The organism is Bartonella sp. CM120XJJH (assembly GCF_042194715.1).
In the GTDB taxonomy this organism is placed as follows: domain Bacteria; phylum Pseudomonadota; class Alphaproteobacteria; order Rhizobiales; family Rhizobiaceae; genus Bartonella.
Genome location: NZ_JBHINE010000015.1, coordinates 1 through 20,403, shown reverse-complemented (window position 1 = coordinate 20,403; position 20,403 = coordinate 1). Strand labels below are relative to the sequence as shown.

Annotated in this window: 15 protein-coding genes and 1 pseudogene; 6 read left to right on the top strand and 10 right to left on the bottom strand. The window is 36.7% G+C overall.

The window, feature by feature from the left end; genetic code table 11:
- Positions 1–1,125, top strand: a 1,125-nt coding sequence (locus ACFIKU_RS06770) for an autotransporter outer membrane beta-barrel domain-containing protein (protein ID WP_375657054.1), incomplete at its 5' end; no start/stop codon positions are given.
- A gap of 904 nt (positions 1,126–2,029) precedes the next feature.
- On the opposite strand, the pseudogene ACFIKU_RS06765 reads toward ACFIKU_RS06770, so the two are convergent.
- The 4 genes and pseudogenes from ACFIKU_RS06765 to ACFIKU_RS06750 form a co-directional block, all read right to left on the bottom strand.
- Positions 2,030–2,851, bottom strand: a pseudogene (locus tag ACFIKU_RS06765) (autotransporter domain-containing protein); the annotation flags it as partial.
- Positions 2,852–3,361: 510 nt separating this feature from the next.
- Positions 3,362–4,333 carry a WD40 repeat domain-containing protein gene (locus ACFIKU_RS06760; RefSeq protein ID WP_375657053.1) on the bottom strand — a complete coding sequence of 324 codons (972 nt, stop codon included), beginning with the start codon at positions 4,331–4,333 and terminating at the stop codon, positions 3,362–3,364.
- Between the two features lie 10 nt (positions 4,334–4,343).
- A complete protein-coding gene (locus ACFIKU_RS06755; RefSeq protein ID WP_375657052.1) occupies positions 4,344–5,372 on the bottom strand; it encodes a CobW family GTP-binding protein in 1,029 nt (342 codons plus the stop codon).
- 21 nt (positions 5,373–5,393) lie between these two features.
- Entirely contained in the window at positions 5,394–6,137 is a 744-nt protein-coding gene (locus ACFIKU_RS06750; protein ID WP_375657051.1) for a creatininase family protein, read from the bottom strand.
- A gap of 2,127 nt (positions 6,138–8,264) precedes the next feature.
- On the opposite strand from ACFIKU_RS06750, the gene ACFIKU_RS06745 reads away from it, so the two are divergent.
- Positions 8,265–8,621: a hypothetical protein gene (locus ACFIKU_RS06745; RefSeq protein ID WP_375642324.1), complete on the top strand. Its 357-nt coding sequence runs from the start codon at positions 8,265–8,267 to the stop codon at positions 8,619–8,621.
- Positions 8,622–9,436: 815 nt separating this feature from the next.
- Here the strand turns inward: ACFIKU_RS06745 and ACFIKU_RS06740 are convergent.
- Positions 9,437–10,771: an NAD(P)H-dependent oxidoreductase gene (locus ACFIKU_RS06740; RefSeq protein ID WP_375657050.1), complete on the bottom strand. Its 1,335-nt coding sequence runs from the start codon at positions 10,769–10,771 to the stop codon at positions 9,437–9,439.
- Between the two features lie 163 nt (positions 10,772–10,934).
- Here ACFIKU_RS06740 and ACFIKU_RS06735 point away from each other — a divergent pair, with 163 nt between their 5' ends.
- Together ACFIKU_RS06735 and ACFIKU_RS06730 are read left to right on the top strand one after the other, a co-directional pair.
- A complete protein-coding gene (locus tag ACFIKU_RS06735) occupies positions 10,935–11,414 on the top strand; it encodes a MaoC family dehydratase (protein WP_375642326.1) in 480 nt (159 codons plus the stop codon).
- A 255-nt stretch (positions 11,415–11,669) separates the two neighbouring features.
- Positions 11,670–11,849 carry a hypothetical protein gene (locus ACFIKU_RS06730; protein ID WP_375657049.1) on the top strand — a complete coding sequence of 60 codons (180 nt, stop codon included), beginning with the start codon at positions 11,670–11,672 and terminating at the stop codon, positions 11,847–11,849.
- Between the two features lie 522 nt (positions 11,850–12,371).
- Here ACFIKU_RS06730 and ACFIKU_RS06725 read toward each other — a convergent pair.
- Genes ACFIKU_RS06725 through ACFIKU_RS06715 form a run of 3 tightly spaced genes read right to left on the bottom strand, consistent with a single transcriptional unit; the run spans position 12,372 to position 14,904 of the window.
- Positions 12,372–13,031, bottom strand: a complete 660-nt coding sequence (locus ACFIKU_RS06725; RefSeq protein ID WP_375657048.1) for a methionine ABC transporter permease — start codon at positions 13,029–13,031, stop codon at positions 12,372–12,374.
- On the bottom strand, positions 13,024–14,058 hold the full coding sequence (locus ACFIKU_RS06720) for a methionine ABC transporter ATP-binding protein (protein ID WP_375657047.1): 1,035 nt from the start codon (positions 14,056–14,058) through the stop codon (positions 13,024–13,026). The genes ACFIKU_RS06725 and ACFIKU_RS06720 overlap by 8 nt, the downstream gene beginning before the upstream one ends.
- 27 nt (positions 14,059–14,085) lie before the next feature.
- Complete coding sequence (locus ACFIKU_RS06715; RefSeq protein WP_375657046.1) at positions 14,086–14,904, bottom strand: MetQ/NlpA family ABC transporter substrate-binding protein; 819 nt, start codon at positions 14,902–14,904, stop codon at positions 14,086–14,088.
- A gap of 505 nt (positions 14,905–15,409) precedes the next feature.
- Between ACFIKU_RS06715 and ACFIKU_RS06710 the strand changes: the two genes are divergently transcribed.
- Positions 15,410–16,057 carry an SH3 domain-containing protein gene (locus tag ACFIKU_RS06710; protein WP_375657045.1) on the top strand — a complete coding sequence of 216 codons (648 nt, stop codon included), beginning with the start codon at positions 15,410–15,412 and terminating at the stop codon, positions 16,055–16,057.
- A gap of 278 nt (positions 16,058–16,335) precedes the next feature.
- Here ACFIKU_RS06710 and ACFIKU_RS06705 read toward each other — a convergent pair whose 3' ends face one another.
- Complete coding sequence (locus ACFIKU_RS06705; RefSeq protein ID WP_375642332.1) at positions 16,336–17,367, bottom strand: aspartate-semialdehyde dehydrogenase; 1,032 nt, start codon at positions 17,365–17,367, stop codon at positions 16,336–16,338.
- Positions 17,368–18,657: 1,290 nt separating this feature from the next.
- Positions 18,658–19,002: a helix-turn-helix domain-containing protein gene (locus tag ACFIKU_RS06700; RefSeq protein ID WP_375657044.1), complete on the bottom strand. Its 345-nt coding sequence runs from the start codon at positions 19,000–19,002 to the stop codon at positions 18,658–18,660.
- Between the two features lie 226 nt (positions 19,003–19,228).
- Between ACFIKU_RS06700 and ACFIKU_RS06695 the strand changes: the two genes are divergently transcribed.
- Positions 19,229–20,395, top strand: coding sequence for a tyrosine-type recombinase/integrase (locus ACFIKU_RS06695; protein WP_375642333.1), 1,167 nt, complete (start codon positions 19,229–19,231; stop codon positions 20,393–20,395).
- The last annotated feature ends 8 nt before the right edge of the window (positions 20,396–20,403 follow it).

The following is a 20,403-nucleotide window of genomic DNA, read 5'->3' as shown; positions in this document are numbered from 1 at the left end:
GTGCCTGTTACACCAACACCTTCTCCGTCAGTGCCCTCTGAGCCAAGTGATCCTATACCTACAGATCCTTCATCTTCTTCCTCTGTGCCTGTTACACCAACACCTTCTCCTACTCCACCTGTTCCTGTTAAGCCTGATATTCAGCCCGAACTGGGAATGAGGGCTGTGGTTCCGCAAGTGCCAACTTATCTTCTTTTGCCAAATGCTTTATTCCATACTGGCTTGATGGATCTTGCCTCTCAAAATAAAAAATTGAGGGCAATACGAAGCTCTTCTAGAGGTTCTTTGAAAAGTGATGAAAAGACGGTCTTTTTTCTGCATGCTTATGGTGGTAGCCATCATTATACTTCCAATTTATCTGCTTTTGAATATGGCTATGGCGCTGAGCTCGATTATAATGCATTCGAAGCAGGTGTTTTGTTAAACGAGATTGAGAATTTATACAGTCGTACATTCTTTGGGGCTTTGGGGAACTATGGAAATCTTTCTCTAACCCCTCAGGATGTTGAACAAAGTAGAAAAAGCGCATTTGATAAATGGTCTGTTGCTGCTTATGGAAGTTTACAGCATGACACGGGTTTTTATATAGACGGGGTATTATCGTATGGACTTTTTAAGGGAGATGTTTTGACCCTAGCACGGGGCAAGGTTGTGGCGTTAAAGGGAAAACAGTTTAGTGGTTCTTTAACAAGTGGCAAAACGTTTGCAACAAGGTATAAAGGTGTTGTTTTTGATCCGCAGATTCAGATTGTTTATCAACATCTTCAGTTTAATCCGGCATATGATGTTGATAATCTTGATGTTGATTTAGGAAAATTTCATCAATGGGTGGGGCGTGTTGGTGGGCGTTTAAGCAAGACACTTAATGTTTCTGAAGAGGGACGTGTCGTTTCTTTTTATAGTAAGCTTTCTTATTTGCATAGTTTTGAAGATAAGCAATTTGTTTCTTTTAAAAACGATTTTCAGTTAGGTTTTTTTGGTTCTTTTTTGGAAGCAGGTCTTGGGTTTAATGCGCGTCTTTCTTCAAAACTTTCTCTTCATGGAGATGTAACTTATCAGCATAAATTTAAGAAAGTTGGTTTTTCTGGAGCGAGTTTCTCTGCTGGATTGCGCCATCTTTTTTAAAAGAGGTACAATATGTATTTTTATATGAAAGGCAGAATATTTTTCTGCCTTTCAATGTATTAAAATTTGTTTCGCTTCAATCAATATGGTTATTTTTGATATCAAAGATTATAATAGATTCTTTCTTTGATTTATGATTGAAGATGCCCATTATATACTTTCTTCTATTTGATGAGGAATTTTTCTAAAATTTTTGATGTTATGATATGGGGACAAATTTTATTGTGAATGTGAGAAGCTTGAATGCTGAATGTTTGTGGCATAATCTTTCAGAAGAGATGATATTGATGGTTGTTCTTTAAATATAAAGTATATGAGGATTGATTTTAGGCGTTTTTCTTAAGAGGGGATGCTTATTTTGTCCATTTCTTTATTAATTTTTATAGATTACAAGTTTAGTCTTTATGAGTTTTATGCATTTTTTTGAATTTTATTTTAGAAATTTATGCACGTTTATATCATTTAATATACTATTTGTTCCATTTTTTAGGATATTTACTTAAGAATTTTGGATAAATAATTATTTTTTAGAACAAACAGAGGGAGTTTGAGGTCAAATTATAATAAAAAGTAAAGTATGCTTATCGTGTTTTTACGGTTGTTTTTTTGTAAAGGAGTAGGTGCCAAAGAAATTTTGATAAGATACAGTATATTATTTTCATTACTGTAATAAACGGATATCATCATTCTTTTTTCATCATTCAATACTGCACAGATTTGAGCACTCAAGGATGTTCATAAGAAGCAATTCCACTTTTTTCAGAAGTCCTTCTTTATATGCCAGCTTCGTTTATGATGGACAAAGAGTTAATTGATGAAATATAAACAGGTTTGAAATGAAAGAAATTTATAATATTCAGTTTTTTATTCAATATGTAGACTGATGAATGAGCACTCTAAATCATTGATGAAATTTGCCTAAATTAACATCAAGATTATCAACATCATATGCCTGATTAAACTGAAGATGCTGATAAACAACCTGAATCTGCGGATCAAAAACAACACTTTTATACCCTGTTGCAAACGTTTTGCCACTCGTTAAAGAACCGCTAACCTGTTTACCCCTTAATGCCACAACCCTGCCCCGTGCTAGTGTCAAAACATCTCCCTTAAAAAGTCCATACGATAATACCCCATCGATATAAAAACCCGTATCATGCTGTAAACTTCCATAGGCAGCAACAGACCATTTATCAAATGCACTCTTTTTGCTTTGTTTAACATCCTGAGGGGTTAGAGAAAGATTTCCATAGTTCCCCAAAGCGCCAAAGAATGTACGGCCATATAAACTCTCAATCTCGTTTAACAAAACACCTGCTTCGAATGCATTATAATCGAGCTCAGCGCCATAGCCATATTCAAAAGCAGATAAATTGGAAGCATAATGATGACTACCACCATAAGCATGCAGGAAAAAGGCTGTCTTTTCATCATCCTTCCAAGAGGAATGAAAAGCATTCCGCATTGTCTCTAACGTCTTATTTTGCGCGGTCATATCCACTAAACCAGCATGAAATAAAGCATTTGGCAAAAGAAGATAAGTTGACACTTGCGGAACCACAGCTCTAATTGGAAGATTAGACTGAACATCAAGCGATATAGGAAGATGAGACGAAGAATCTAAAGAGTCAGAAGCTTCAGAAGGCTTTGGTTCAACAGGGGCAGAAGGAGGAGAAACAGAATCCGTAGATGAAGGAGAGGCCGGAACAGAGGGCGGTGATAGAAGCTTCATGAAATGATTATTCAATGGAATTTTCTAGGCAAGAAACTGAAGTGTAGAAGACTGCTAGTAGGAAACTTTGCTCTTTAGAGGGGGAAATCAAAAAAAATTATTTAGGAAAATAGTGTTGTATTCCATTCTTCTGATCGTAGGAATAAATAGTTGTCTCAATGATGGTATCAGCTATTTTTTTCCGAATTTTTAAGAAAAATGTTTTTGTGGAAGTATGTAGCCTATATAGGTGTGTATAGGGAGATGGGGTTTTCGGTCTTAGGGGTGATGTTTTTACTCTTGTATAAGGGTAGAAATGTTAAAAGGTTAAAACACATGTTTAAGGTATTTTCTTGTCTGAAGGGGGAGGAAAGATTTAATGATTATGAAGATTTAGGAGACTTTGGGGGGAGACTAGAGAGGTAGGATTTCTGAGAGCTCTAAAGATGCAAGGGGAATTAGGATTTCTGGAGGATTGTATAGGCATTTTATCAGCGATGGTTGTGCTTGGTGGTGCTTAGTTTAATCAGTGATATTGATTATACCACATTCACCATTTTCGCTACCAAAGGCAAGGTTGTGCCCTGCTTGATCCCAGTTGAGTGCTGAGATAGCACTTTTCCCATAACCTTTTAGAAGGACTTCTTTTCCATCGTGAAAATATGCCGCTAAAATCATTCCATCGTTGAAGCCTATTGCTACAATTTCTTTTCTTGGGTGGCATGAAACGGTGCTAACAAGCGCATTTGCTCGTGTGCCCAGTTCTAATGGTGTTTTTCCTATGGGGCCATCTTTTGTATGAAAGGGCCAAACAATTGCGGCAGAGGCACCTGATGTTGCTAGCCATTTTCCTTTTGCACTCCAAGACCAGCTTTTGACTTTGCTTGGGTAGCCACTCATGCGGAGATGCTGATTATCAGTGAGACGCCAGCCGTGTAAGGCGTTTTCTTGCATCGTGGAAATGACATAGCGGTTGTCTGGTGAAAAGGTGACACCAAAGTGCGCTCCTTTCCAGACCAATGTGGTGGGAGATATTTGCGTTGATAACCAATGAAGGGTAACACCATTGTAATGGGCAACAGCAAGTCGTAAACCTTTTGGGGCAAAAGCGAGTCCTTCTACACTGCGTTCATGTGTGAGCTCTTGTCGTTCTTTTCCAACATGCACAAATGCGAAACGTGAGGAGGAAAAAGCAAAAGCTTTTTGTGGACCAAAAGCAACGTTGTTTATCCATTTGCGTTCTTTTTGGTTTAGCACTTCTGTATGTTCCGCTGCGGTTGTTTGACAGACTTTTCCATCTTCTCCACCTGTGATGATCGCGGTATTGTCATGGGAAAAATGACTTGAAATTATTCCTTTGTGAACTTCAAAGACTTGTGGGGTTGGATTTAAAAAAACAATGAAACCTTCTACGGAAACAAAAGCTGGTTTATTGTCTATAAAACCGCAGGAAAGGCAATAACTTTTGAGATCATAATGGGTAATGTTTGGCATTATCATTCACTTAGGCGCAATTTTCAAAACCTGTTTTTAATTTTTCAGCATCAAGAGAGCGTCCTATAAAAACAAGGCGACTTTCTCGTTTTTCACCTTCACGCCATGGGCGTTGATGTTGTCCCTCAAGAAGCATGTGTATCCCTTGAATGACGTAACGATCATCGTCTCTTTGAAAGGCGATAATGCCTTTGAGACGCAAGATATCAGGCCCTTGTTGCTGCGTAATCTGTTGGATCCAAGGGAAAAACTTTTCTGGTTGCAGAGCACCTGTTTTTAAACTTACAGAAGTGATGGTAATATCATGAATGGGGGATGCATGATGATGATCATGATTACAATCGGGACCGCACACATGGGGGGCATGTTGGTGTGTATGTTCGTGATCGAGAAAATGAGGTTCATGATCGAGAGTCCGTTGGAGATCAAAGAAACCACGATTGAGGAGTGTCTCAAGAGGGATATTGGCGCGCTGTGTTGTATAGAGTATAGCGCGAGGATTAATTGCAAGAATGAGCGATTGCGCGTGTGCACGTTCTTCTTCGCTGACAAGATCAATTTTGTTTAAAAGAACGATGTCAGAGAAGGCAATTTGCTCTTCAACTTCACGGCTTTTTTTCAGTTGAGAGGGCAAATGCTTTGCATCAACGACCGCTATGACACTGTCGAGAGCTGTTTTTTCATGGACCGTATCATCCATGAAAAAGGTCTGTGCTACGGGAACGGGATCTGCAAGCCCTGTTGTTTCTATAATGATCGCATCAAATCGATGAGAACGTTGCATCAAACTTTCCAGAATGCGAATGAGATCACCACGCACGGTGCAACAAACACAGCCATTATTCATTTCATAAATTTCTTCATCTGATTCAATGATCAGGTCATTATCAATACCAATTTCACCAAATTCATTGACAATGACGGCATAACGTTTGCCATGATTTTCACTGAGAATGCGGTTGAGAAGGGTAGTTTTTCCTGCACCAAGATAGCCTGTGAGAACCGTAACGGGAAGTTTTTTTGGTTGTGTCGTTTCCATGGAGAGACCTTTTATTGTTCTTTATTGCCATGTGTTTATGTTAAATCGATTGATATCATCAAGTAAATCACGAAGCTGAGACAGAACATGAGAAAAGATTGCTTCACCGGCTTGTGGTGTTGCTTTGCTTGCGTTTCCTGCCGCACCTTGCGTATTTAGATCTCGCATTGTCCAGCCAAAGGCATGAGGACCATAAGCGCGTAAATACCGATAATTGGCAATCATATCCGCCTGTTTATTATGAAAATTTGTTGCCTTTTCCATATGGACTTTTTCTGGTGCTAAATAGAGCATAAGAGAGGTTTCGATAAAACCTCCATGGATATCAAGATGTTGCTGAGACGGGTCCATGAGACCTTGTGGCAAACCAAAACGGCTCCAGTTTGTTGCTACAGCGAGCATGGAAAGGCGCCTTCGTAATTCGGTGATAACAATGCTCATTAAAGGTGAATTGCCTCCGTGAGCATTGAGAAGAAGAAGACGGTTGATCCCTTTGTGATAACAGTTTTCACCAATCTTTATCCATCGCTCGATAGCGTCGGAAAAGGTAAGGGTTTGTGTGCCTGTAACATCCATATGTTCTATTGAATAGCCAATCTTTTCAACTGGTAAAAGTGCAATATGAAACTGCTCTTTTGTTTGTAAAGTGAGGGTTTTTGCAAAAGCTTCAGCAATAATCCAGTCGGTTTCGAAGGGAAGGTGCTCTCCGTGATATTCGTGTGCGCCCAAAGGTAAAAGAGCGAGAAAAGGCGTGTTAGATACCATAAATTATTGCCCAAAAGAGAAGTTAACACAGACAAAGCGATCAAAGGTGCTGTCACTATTTAATCTATCTATAAGAGAAACGCAAATAGGCGTCTTTTTACATCACATATGGATGCATAAAAATGAGAGCTTTGTTAAAAATAGAGAAGCTTTTATTGAGCAAAACCAACGCAATTTTTTCTGTAAGTTGCATATTCTTCTTTTTACTATAGAGCAAGTATAATCAAAGTATTTCATTTGTTGCGATAGTACAGACTTTGTTTTCAATCAGGATCTCTAAAATCTTAATTAAAGTATCTGTATATTACAAAAGAATAGAAATGTTTGTTGATTGATTTTATTTTGGATAGTGTCTTAACAGACTTTAGTGTTCATGAGAAAAAATGAATATAAAGAGAAGAATTTACGTAAGATGAACTTGCGATCTCAGAGAGCTCGATGAGTTTAGAAAATGATTCAAGAAGAAATACCGTTGGATACATGATAAACAGAACGCCATTGTGTTGCACATTGACACGCTTATTTTAAAGAAACATCTCGCAACGCACCCAATCCCATTTTACGGGGCGTTTGTGAGTGGTATAATGGTAAAGCCTCATAATATAAAATCTATTGTACTTCACTATCCTTACATTTTTAAAGTAAAAAGTGGCTCCACCATTCACTTTGCCAGTTTTCAATATTGTGTTAACAGCGCTTGATAGTTAAAATATCTCATAAGTGATATTTTCCTTCCTTCAGGTGTGTTTACACATACATCGATTTCGTTTGTGATTTGCCAGCGAAGAATTTTGATTGATTCAATATAAACAGAGTTAAAATTAAGAAAACCTTATAATAGTCAGCTCTCTCATTCAACATGCAAAAAAATAAATTATTATTGTAGATCGGTATCCTTCTATTAAAATGATTGGTTGATAAATTTATTATTCAATATCAGTTTTCATGGCATTATTTTTTTAATGTGCTTACTTAAGTTGATATTTAAAAAATGCAATTTTTTAGTAAGTTTCTCTATCACTTTTCTTTCAAGCATTTGATCAATTATTTATTTTGCACAAATTGTAGACAGTTATGTGAATACTTCCCCAAAATTATTTCAAAGATAATTATTTGTTACTAATACAGAGTAAATATAATTACTCAAAATAGAAATATGGCTGTAAGATACAATATTGACGAAAAATATGGAATAACTTTTATGAAAATTAAGAAATAAAATTGTTTTTCAGTATTTTGGAGGATTATATTATTTCCATGACTCTCTTTTTATTTAACTTTAGGTAATTTGTTGGTGTTCTAGAGTTATTTATAATTTTTTTTGTAAATATGATAGATTTACTTATTTTATGCGTTTGTTTTATTAGGTTTGAAAGTCAATATTTTGTGTTCTTTATGCTATATAAGATAAAGGGGGCTGAAGTACCTTTTTGAAGATGCTATGCAGCATTTTTTCTTTATATATCAGTAAAAGTTGAGAATCATTTTATTAACGTCTCTTCCATTTGAAAATAGAGATCTTAATTGCTTTTTTATACCTTATAGCTGTTTTATAGAAAAATAATACACTATTTTATGGTTTATTTATTAGGATAGATTTATTTTAGATCGATGTTTTTATTCGCTACCAATTTTATTTTTCAAGTTTATTTATGAGAGATATAATAAAAATCCGGTAAGGAATATTTAATTTTTATGTTTATTTAAATAATATATAAGTATATATTATTATGTTGACAGTTTTTAATGTTGTAGTTATTTAAAATTTAATTACATTTTAAATTATTTATAAAATATCTATTATATGACTTTTAAATTAATTTGTTTTTTAATATTTATTATAATAATAAATTTAACAAATTCTTATTATTTTTAAGTATATCAATAACAATGACAAAATATTACTGCTTATATCTTGAGATATTATAGTGTAAAAGGAATATTTTTATCATTTATTGTTTTTGCATCTTTACATGTAATACATAATGTGTTATATTGCAATAACAAAATTACATATAATATTTTATTATGTCTGATTATATAAATGATTAAATATAAGTTTTGTTTTTTATATATGTGAATATTCCTTCATTTTTTCAGTGAAGAAAAAGAGGAGCAAAGAAAGCTATGTTTAAAATATTTAAAAATCGTATATGTTCATTCACTTTTACACTATTTATTCTTTTTTTTGTACAAACTATAGAAGGAAATACAAGTTTTGTAAAAAATAAATTTCAAGAGAGAGTGGAAATTACTATTTCTACACTAGAAAAAAATGTAGCTATTAAAGCTGTGGATAGAGTTATTATTAAAGGCGTTGAGGAACAAGATGGTATTGCTTTAGGGAAAGCTGAAAAAGCTTCTGCTTTTTCAGGTTCCGCTTTTTGGGGGGGAATAGGTATTTTATCACTTCTTACTTCTTTATGTACTGGGGATGTATTAGGTGCTATTTTATCTCTTTGGGGAATATTCGTTACACTTTAGTAGAAAGATCATCGATAAAGTCGATGACTTTTTTGTTCATTTCATTATATTGAAAAAATAAATACTTGAAATCATTTATACTGTATTTGATGATAAAATCACTATTCTTAATACTCAATGTAGCTTTTATTAGCATTATTAAATTTTAAGATTATACGTTTATGTTTTTTTACAAAGTAGTGTAACCAGATTTTTTTACAGTTTATGGTTATTTCCTAGTAATAAGGCTAGTATACTCATTATTTTTATCAGCCTTTTAATATTGTCTACCTTCTCTCATATGAAGATTATTCATCAAAGGTATCTTTGATCCTTTTTAAATTTTTTTATCTTTCATAAGGGGATAAAATAAAAATATCCCTGTATTCATGGCTCTCATGCAATAAGAAAAATGAGAAATTATTATTTATCATTTCAAATTTGTTGATGTTAAATCCATTAAAAGTATTTTTTACGTATAACAAGTTGTGTTCGTGTATGGATAAAATTATTTAAAAAAGAGTAAAAATTCTTCTCAATGAATTATCTCTAAGGCTCAAGGGCTGTTGTAATATTGGCAAATAAAATGATGATCCGGTTTGTATCCTTATAGAGTAAAGATAGTGATACACAATGAAGCTTATACCACCTCATGGGGCGGTTTATATTGTAGCATTTACGGGCCATATTGTGAGAGGGAAGTGGTGATGCGGTGATGTGCATCGTTGGAAAATGCCTTTATTAAAACAGCAAACCTGAATTTGTCATACAAGTATATTCTGGTTGTTCAGTCGTGTCAGGAAGGGATATTGTTAAGTAAGGTAATTAAGGAGTGTTTATAGCTTAGCGGAAGAAGTGCAATGAAGTAAAAGGTCTTGTTTAGCACGAAGACGTGCAATCCATTGATCTTCACGAATAGCAGTATTATGTATTGTAATGAGTTCGTTTTTTTTAATTTCAGCTGTGACTGTTGCTTTTTCTAAAAGACCACAAGGAATGGCATGGTGAGTGCGTGCTTCTGCGATGTTCATTATCCAAGCGCGATAAGTATAAAGACCGATAAAGTCTAGCTGATCACCTGGATGTAAATCTTTTTTAGCAACAGCACAGACTTCTACTACGGGATGGCTAAGAGGAGCCATATCTTTTTTGCCATAAAGCATAACGCGTGCGCAGGTGAGGGGAACTTCCATTGCTGTTAAATGATAGGGGCGGTGAAAGGTGAAGTAAGGCCCCTGACCAATTTTTAAATCTTCCATACGTTCGCGTAAACGTGGGTGTGCTATTTCTGCAATGACAAAGACACCTGGGGAAACACCTTGACCTGTTGAATAATCCACAACACCATATTGCTGCAAAATGCCTCCATCTTGTTTGGGGATAAGCACTTTGTTTAAATCTTGTAACGTCGCTTGTGGTCCATGCATTCCTGGGCAATCGGGGAGAAGTCCAGTGGCATTGGCAATAGCGGCCATTTCAACCATCGTTTTGGAACCATCAATAAATTCAACCAACATGCGCACATTCATATTACGCCGGAATGCTTCTTCTTCGTAAGCATCAGGTGTAGCATCAAAGAGCAGAGGATTATTTTTTCCTTTACCCGCTGCGACAATCTTATGTCCAAGGGCTGAAACAAATTCTATGAGTTCCATACAAGAAGTTGGTTCATCTCCAGCACCAAGTGTATAAATGAGCCCTCGTTTTTCTGCTTCATGTTTGAGATAAGCGCCAATTGTAACATCTGCTTCAACATTCATCATGACAAGATGTTTGTTATTCTTAAGCGCTTTGATACCAATTTCTGCTCCTGCTTCGGGATAGCCTGTTGCGTCAACGATAATATCAATTTGTTCATGACGTAAAACAAGGTTAATATCATCTGTTGCTGCAATCAAATTTTTTTCAATGCTTTGCGTGAGAGCATAAGTATTTTCAACTTCACAGACATGTCCATCCTCGCCATAGGCTATTGTAGCGGCATCAAAAATACGTGAGGGCGTCCTAGTGGCTACTGCGGCGACTGTTATACCGTCCATATGCGCAATACTTGATAATAAATCTGTGCCCATTTCACCACAACCAATCAATCCAATACGGATGGGGGGATGTTTTTCTGCACGTTGTTTCAAATCATGCGCTAAACCTGTTAGGTTCACATTGCTTGCCATTCTTTTTTCCCATTTGAAAAATATTCTGCTAAAGAACTTTTCTCATTCATAAGGTGTATTTGTTTTTAAGACAATTAATCTTTTATTCTTGATGCTCTAATCAATGGATTTTATAAAAGCAAGAGGTGGGGGTGCTTTTATCAAATAAAATAGGAATAGCGTTATGCAGAAAAAAATAACAGTACAAGATGTCACCAGTTTTATTGGGAAAGAAGTGGGATTATCGGGGTGGCGTCTTGTTACACAGGATATGATTAATCAGTTTGCATGTGCTACAGATGATCATCAATGGATACACGTTGATGAGGAAAAGGCTAAAAAGACGTCTTTTGGGGGCACAATTGCTCATGGGTTTTTGACATTATCGCTTTTGTCTACGCTCGCTTATGAGGCTCTTCCAGAGTTGGAAGGGAGCACAATGGGGATTAATTATGGTTTTGATAAAGTACGCTTCATGAGTCCTGTGAAAACAGGGGTACGGATACGTGCGCGTTTTGTGTTAGACGACGCAGAAATTCGCCCTTCTGGTCGAGTGGTTTTCCATTATGGGGTTACGGTGGAAATTGAAAAGTTAAAAAAACCAGCTCTTACGGCTCAATGGCTTATTGTTGCTGTTGTGGAAGAAAAACCTTCCAATATCTAGATTATTTGAGTACTTTATTTTATAAAATTTTTATACAATTTTATAAGAAGTTTCTTCAATGGTAATATTGAGAATAATCTATAGGATGATGGATGTAGTGGAGCTATCATAGCGTTGATAGCCATAGCAAATTGCTATCTTTCCTAGATCGTTTTGAAGAGGAGTTTTCTAATGAAGATTGTGCATTGCTTCACGCTTTTGTTGATAGCGTTTTTTTATGGGATCACAGTCCTTACATAAAACAGAATGCTTCAAATGGAATATACTTGCGTTGCCAATTCACGGGCTTATTTTAACGCAACATCTCTCAACGCTCGTTACACCCATTTCGCAATGGCGCCTTGTGAATGGTATAATGATAAAGCCATTGAGCACCCCTATCTTATGCTTGTGAAGAAGAAAGCCGGCACAATCATATTATATGCTAGCCCCTAATATTATGACAGGTCTTGGCGTTTGAGATAATTCATAAGAGGGCATGCCTTCCTTGCTTGCTTGTTTGTTTGTTTGTATCGTTTTTACTCATACGGCTCTTCCCGCTTGTAACGCGCAAGCGAGAGGTTTTGGTTGATTTGATATGGAACAAATTTGGAATGAGAGGATCGTACGGTATTCAGAGTTCTCATTCAATATGAATAACGCCATATTATCATTATAAATTCAATATGTTATCTGAGACTGGGAAAGGTCGTGACCAATGTCTTATTTTAACATAATAGTTTATCATTTTTATGTTAAGAGAGAGTCTCACATGCTGTGAGATCTCTTATTTTACCCCTTTTATATTAAAGCCATTAAAACTATTTTCTTTCATGTTACAAGCGGATGGGGAGAGATAGAAACTGTTTAAGAAAAAAGTTCCTAATTTCTCTATGAGCGTTTTCGATAGGCAAGGGGGGAGTACTTTGGAAAGTGGCAAAGAGGATGATTGTACCGGCATGTGAAATTCTAAATCTTTTAATGTTTTGTTTTATCAAGTTTGTGTACGATTTTATCAGAAGTCCATTGGGTTATAATATTGAGCATGATCAAAAGAATGATGACAATGGTCATGATGAAGGTATTATAGCGTTGATAGCCATAGCGGATTGCCATATCCCCTAAACCGCCTCCACCAAGATATCCAGCAAGTGAGGTGGCTCCTATGAGAGAAATAACCATGACTGTAAAACCTGTAATCAGGCTAGGGAGAGCTTCAGGAATAAGAACATGTCTGATAATTTGAAGACGGCTTGCACCCATAGAGCGGATCGCTTCAATGAGACCGTTTTCAACTGTTTTAAAAGAGAGTTCCGCCATGCGTGCATAAAAGGGAATAGCTGAAATGGTCAGTATAAAAATTACAGCAGGCATTCCTATCCCTCTTCCTACAACGATACGCGTAACGGGAAGAAGATAAAATGCAAGAATAATAAAGGGAATGGCACGAATACTGTCAATGATGATGCTTAAAGGGCGATTGATGAGAGATGAAGAAAAAATTCCTCCACGTGCTGTTGTGTGAAGAAGAAGACCAAGGGGAAGCCCTATAATAAATGCCATAAAAGAAGCACTAAGTGTCATCAATATTGTATCAATAACAGCTTGGGGAAGTTCATGAGACAAAACATTAAACATAGCCTAAGACCTCACAATATCGTCCTTTTTTCGTTAACCATTGAACAGCTTTTTCTAAAGCTTCTTTATCTTCTCCAGGAAGAGCTAAGAAGAGTCGCCCGATGGTTTCTCCTTGGACTGTATCAATACCACCATGGAGAATACGTGCTCTTAAACCACTTTCATCTTCCAAAAGATGGAGAAAAGGCTGCTGAGCAATTTCACCGGCAATATTGATTTCAATGACAGCTTCTCGCCCGATTGGTTTGAGATTTTTCGCAAATTTTTCAGGAAGTTGCGGGGTGACAAGCCTGAGCATGGCTATGGTTGTATCGTCTTGCGGTGATGTAAAGATGTCTTTCACACGTCCTTCTTCCACAATGTTCCCCTGATTAAGAACAACAACGCGATGCGCTATGGTGCGCACAACTTCCATTTCATGGGTAATAAGCACAATCGTAAGATTGAGGTGTTTATTAATATCGGCAAGAAGCTCAAGAATAGACTCTGTTGTTTCAGGATCAAGAGCAGAAGTGGCTTCATCTGATAACAATATTTTAGGATTAGCAGCAAGCGCACGAGCAATGCCAACACGTTGTTTTTGCCCCCCTGACAATTGTGCTGGATAGCAATATTCTTTCCCAGATAACCCAACCAATTCAATCAGTTCAAGGGCACGTTTGTGGCGTTGCTTTTTACTTACACCACTTAATTTAAGCGGCAATGCAATGTTATCAAGAATATTTTGCGATGAGAGAAGATTGAAATGTTGAAAAATCATCCCAATTCGTTGACGGTAAGGCGCCCATTCTATCTCTGATAGATTTGAAATATCAACACCTTCAAAAAAAATAGACCCTGCATCAATCTTCTCTAACCCATTTAAACAACGGATAAGTGTTGATTTTCCTGCTCCACTGCGCCCAATAATGCCAAGGATTTCACCAGCATGGATATTTAAAGAGAGATTATTAATTACCGGAACACCAGCCGTTTTGTTAAAACAACGGCTGATGTTTTTTAAGGAGATAAGAGTAGGTTTTTCCATTCACAATTACTCGGATATTTGGCGCAATTACCAAGAAGTTTGGGCGGTTTTGCCAAAAATCTCTTTGATTTTTGCACGGATAAGATCGTTGTTGTAAGCGGCAACTAATTTTTTAACCCATGGCTCATCTTTTTCGCTCGTGCGTACAACGATGATATTATCATAAGGATTATTTTTTGCGCTCTCCCATGCGACGACATCTTTTTCGAAGTTTAATCCAGAAACAATAGCCCAATTTGTGTTGATAACAGCAATATCAAAATCGTCAATAGCTCGCCCTAACATGCCGGCATCGAGCTCACGAATTTGCAGGTTTTTAGGATTTTCGATAATATCAAGTGGAGATGCAAGAATATTATGAGGATCTTTTAACTTAATGAGACCTAAAGAATTGAGAAGAAGTAAGGCTCTTCCACCATTAGATGGGTCGTTCGGAATACCAACATGTGCACCATCACGAAGATCTTTTAAGTCTTTTATTTTGTGTGAATAAACACCGATTGGAGCAATAAATGTATAGCCGACAATTGAAAGTTTATAGCCACGTTGTTTCATTTGTTCATTAAGATAAGGGGCGTGCTGAAAAGCATTAGCATCGATCTCTCCTGCGTTAACAGCGTCATTAGGCAAAGCGTAATCAGAAAAATAAACGAGTTCAATATCTAAACCGGCTTTTTTAGCCTGTTCAGCAGCAGTTTTCCAAATAATCGCATCCCGCCCTTCCATAATACCAAGTTTGATTTTTGATTTGTCTGTAGCCATGACAAAAACCGTAGATAAAAAAAGTGCAAAGAGGGAGAGGAATAATCCTATAATCCGACTACGAGAAAAAAAATTTAATGTCATGAGCTTTTAACTTTCTTTTCTAAGAGATTTTTTGAGGGAAGTTTCAATATACTCTGTATTTTTTAGGCAGATTTAAAGTTATACAAGCTTTAGAGAATATTCAATCACTTTTATTTTAAAAGAGTATTATTTTTCTTTCTATTTTTAGTAGTTTTGAGGGCTTATCATCATTCATTCTCTGAAATTCTCTGTAATTCAGGCAATCAATTCTTTTATTGCCATCATTTGTTTAGGGAACCAATGACACTTAAAAAACTTCTTTAAGGGACGATTGGTTGAAGAACTGGACAATCAGATGATGCTTGAGCCGTAAATTCATGAGGAACATACTGCGCAATCAAGATCAAAAATCCGTGTTCGTGTAGGCGATAGAGAGAGATTTTGTCGCAAGGTTGTGGGGTCTTTTGGGGGGAAACAAAGGTTGCTGATCACTGGATTTAAACGCGGCAAATTTTTGCAAAGGCAAAATTTTGCCCTTCACATATTTTAGAGAGGAAGAAAAATAATGTTAAGAAAGAAATTTTTATCAACAACAATGATTTTATGGGTTTTGGGAGCGTCAGGGGTGGCAGTGACTGCTTTTCACGCGGAAGCTGGAACTATTGCAGGAACAGTTGCTCGTGTTGCATCAGGTCAGGTATCTTTACGCACAGGTCCTGCGACAGCTTATAAAGTTATCACAATGGTTCCAATGGGAGCAAAAGTGCAAATTTATGGCTGTCTATCCAATAAAACTTGGTGCTCTCTTGGTTATCATGGAAAAGTTGGTTGGGCATCGGCACGTTATGTCAATGTCAACGATGTTCCTACCATTACTTTTAAAAAGATGCCAGTAAAGCCAAATGCCATAATAAAATCGCCAAAAGTAAAAAAAGAAAAAGTAAAACAGGTTGTTTCCGATTTTAGAGATCTTCCGGCGATTCAAAAAACACGGAACAATATGCAAAAATTTTACAGAACAGATGTGATTATCGATTCTACAGGTGTCAAAAAAAGGGATGAACGAACAATTTTAAATCCGTCGCCAAAAGCACAAGAAGTCTCTGTAAAGCGCGTGAATGCTTATAACCCCTTGTTTCCGGATAATGTCAATTACAAAAATTTTGAACGCAATGAAACGCGTTACCGTGTTGTGACCTATCCTGCTCGATAAGGGTAGAGTTAATTTCACAACCGGAATGACAAAAAGGATTAGCAACATGAAGCAAAAAATGCTTATGCTGCTGATCCTATTGTACCGTAAAATGGCATTAAGGCGGCAATGCTTAACTTAAGGCAGCGAGGTATTCATGGATATTCAGAGTATTGTCAATACCCCGAATTACAGTCCTTTAAAAGGGCGATATGAATCCTCAGCAGGGAAGATTTTACTGAAGAGAAGCCGGACTTTTGACAGACCGGCTAGGGCTCTTCATCCTTTCAGATAGGGCATTAATTTACGGACTTAGGCTTTATCAAATTGCGAGAAATGAGCAATTCAGCAATTTGAACGGCATTCAATGCTGCTCCTTTTCTTAAATTATCGGCGACAACCCAGAAAGCTAAACCATTTTCAACGGTGATATCTTCACGAACACGGCTAATAAAGGTATCATCTTCTCCTGTACATTCATAAGGTGTGGTATAGCCACCATCTTCGTGTTTATCGATAAGCTGACAACCGGGAGCATCGCGCAGAAGCGCTTGTGCTTCAGATACGCTTAGTGGTTTTTCAAATTCAACATGAACAGCTTCGGCATGACCGATAAAGACAGGGACCCGAACAGCAGTGGCCGTTAACTTAATCTTCGGATCGAGAATTTTCTTCGTCTCAGCAGTCATTTTCCATTCTTCTTTTGTATAACCATCTTCCATGAAAACATCGATATGAGGAATGACATTAAAGGCAATGCGTTTAGTGAATTTTTTTGATGTAATTGGGTCAGCAACAAAAACTGCACGTGATTGTTCGAAAAGTTCATCCATTCCTTCTTTACCAGCTCCAGAAACAGATTGATATGTAGAGACAACAACACGTTTAATGATTGCAGCATCATGGAGTGGTTTTAAAGCTAAGACCAGTTGAATTGTCGAACAATTAGGATTTGCTATAATGTTACGTTTAGAAAAGGCATTTATAGCTTCGGCATTGACTTCAGGGACGATCAACGGAACATTGGCATCATAGCGCCACGTGGAGGAATTATCGATGACAACACAGCCGGCAGCAGCGATTTTAGGGGCGTATTCTTTGGAAATGCTTCCTCCCGCAGACATAAGACAAAAATCTGTGTCAGAAAAATCGTAAGTATCCAATGCTTTTACTTTTAAAGTTTTATCTCCATAAGAAACTTCTTGTCCTAATGAGCGTCGTGATGCTAGAGGGACAATTTCATGCGCAGGAAAACCACGTTCCTCTAAAATTGTAAGCATTTCACGACCAACATTTCCGGTTGCGCCGACAATTGCAACTTTAAAACTCATTTTCTATATACTCCTCATGTCTCTCCACGTTTATTCCTCGTGCTATACTCAGGAGAGAGTGAGTTGGTCAAGGAACATCATTAAATTATATTTTTGATTTTCAACAACTCAATTTTGTGTACACCAATCATCATCGTCAGCACAATAAATTGTTTTATATCAAATGATACGTTTTTTTAATCTTTCAGAATTGAAAAATTGAATATTGTACGCTAAACTATTAGCTCGTTAGAGAGCACTTTCATTAAGTGAATTCCTTATCTTCTGTCAATGTTTACCTTCACACTTTTGAATTTTTTAAGGATAATATGACGTATCGCGTTGGTGGAATCTTTTAATACTTTATCTGTTAAGTGTTGAATTATTTGATCTTCTCCCTACGCCTTTAAAAGCGAAGCTTCCTATTCAGTCTGTAAACAGCCAGATTCTAGCGGTTTCTTTTAGCGGCTTCCCATTTTTTACTTGAAACTAAAGGCTCAACAAGCAAGCCTAAAAAGAATTAAAAAGACATTTAACATCTAAAAACATTTGAATGTTTCAAGGAGGTATGCGTGCTTCATATCCTCATACCTTAAATGATAGAATTTATGGCAAACAGGATAAATTTAAGTATCCATTATATAAATAAATTCTTATGAAAGTTATACATATAGTTTTTTCGTGTCTGTTTTTTACTTTAATCCTGTTATGCTATAAAATATCTTCATTTGAAGTATGGTGGTATAAGATCTTTAAGCTTTCTTGATATATTTAAGTGTTTTTTAGTGTGTGGGAATATTCGTAGACTTGTTTGGTGAGCCTTTGGCTTCAAGTGAATCATATGAGTGGAAAGCCGTTGAACATCCCCATATTTATGTTTAATAAAAGAGAAAGTTAGCACCATCATACATTTTTCCAGTACCCAATGTTGCTACAGCTCTTGGTATGTGAGATAATTCAATAAGAGTATGCCTTTTTGTACATTTTTACTCATACGCCAACTCCGCTTGTAATGTGCAAACAAGAGATTTTGGTTGATTCAATATAGAACAAGTTTGAAATGAAGGAAATTTACGATATTTGGGATATTTATTCAATATACATAACGTTAGATTATTATTATAAATCAACGCGCTATTGCTAAGTTAAACTCGTTAGAATTCACATTATTTACAGACCAGATTAGATTTAAGAATTTTCGTTCTCATGAGGTGTGGGGAGACAGTTACAATTCTTTTCAATATTATTAAGGATGTTGATTGTCCTTTCAGTGAATTTATGAAAATAAGAGGTCATTTTTTTCACCAGAAATCAACTGCAAAATAGCTCTTTGTTTTTGCGGGTCAGCATTCTGAAACTTTTCAAAAGTAAATATTCTGCTTTGCTTTCTATTCTGTCATTACAATGATAGAGGGTGCCTTCTTTTTTCGTGTTATCAGCATAAAAGAAGAAAACGGGAACATCTAATATATGAGCAATTTCTTGTAAACGTCTTGCACTTACGCGATTTAAGCCTTTTTCATATTTTGGGATTTGTTGAAATGTTACGCCTAAATGACTTCCTAATTGTTTTTGAGAAAAACCCATGACGTTTCTTCTGAAGCGAATTTTTTTGCCTGAAGAAATATCGTAAAAATGTAGATTTTGGGCTTTCACTTGAAGTCCCCACCGGTTGCGAGCGCCCTCGCATTGGTATTCCGGGGTCTGGCAACACATTGATTTATAATAATAAATCATCCTTTTTCAACTTGAATCATAACTCCGAATATAGTAAGATTTTCTCATCACAAACCCTCTCAGATTGAATCAATTAATATCACTTGCTTGCACGTCAAAAGCGGGGCTGGTGTGTGGGTAAAAATGAGGAAAGAAAGGAGTAAAAATGCCTCTTATGAACCGTCTTAATGCAAGGGCTGTCGCAACATTGGGGGCTGGCAAATATAATGATGGTGCCGGCTTGCTTCTCCATAAGCGTAAAGATGGTGGTGCTCAATGGCTTTATCGTTATACCATTCATGGTCGGCGCCGCGAAATGGGCTTGGGTGCGTTGCGAAATGTTTCTTTAAAAAAAGCCCGTGAATTAGCAAATCAATGGCGTTCTGTTTTGCATGAGGGGCGTGACCCCATTAAAGAACGTGAGAAACAAAAGTGTGAGGCAATGCGCAATCTCCATTACTTAAAAGATATTGCCGTGGATGCTTTTGAAAGTCGTAAAGCTGAATTAAAAGATGATGGTAAGGCTTGTGATTGGTTTTCACCTTTACGTCTTTATATTCTCCCTAAATTAGGCTGTATGCCCGTTTCAGAGATTACACAAACAGAGATACGCAATACACTTGCCCCTATTTGGCATACAAAAGCTGCAACAGCTAATAGAGCTCTTACCCGTCTCAATCTTTGTCTCAAACATGCGGCTGCTTTGGGTTTGGATGTTGATTTACAAGCAACAGAAAAAGCACGTTCTCTCTTAGGAAAACAACTCCATAAAGCACAAAATATACCAGCTATGGATTGGAGAGACATTCCCGCTTTTTATAAAACACTTTGCCAAAAAACATATATAACACATTTGGCTTTGCGTTTGCTTATCCTTACAGGGGTTCGTACTTTTCCTTTGCGTCATATGCATAAAGATCAAATTGAAGGTGATATCTGGACCATACCTGCTGAGAATATGAAAGGAAGACGTGATGCTACAACAGAGTTTCGTGTGCCTTTATCATCTGAAGCATTAAAAGTAATTGAACAAGCCCGTTATCTCTCCAAAAGTGATTTTATCCTTTCTGTTACCGGTCATGGTCCTCTTGGTGAGAGTAATATATTACAGCATATGAAACGTGCTAGACTTGAAGCACGTCCCCATGGATTTCGCTCTAGTTTACGCAATTGGCTTGCTGAAACAACTGATGCCCCCTATGAGGTCGCTGAAACCATTCTAAGTCATACAGTAGGAGGGCAAGTAGAACGTGCCTATCGTCGTACTGACTATTTAGAACAGCGCCGCGTTTATATGGATAAATGGGCGGCTTATGTCACGGGTCAATCTTAAGATATGGG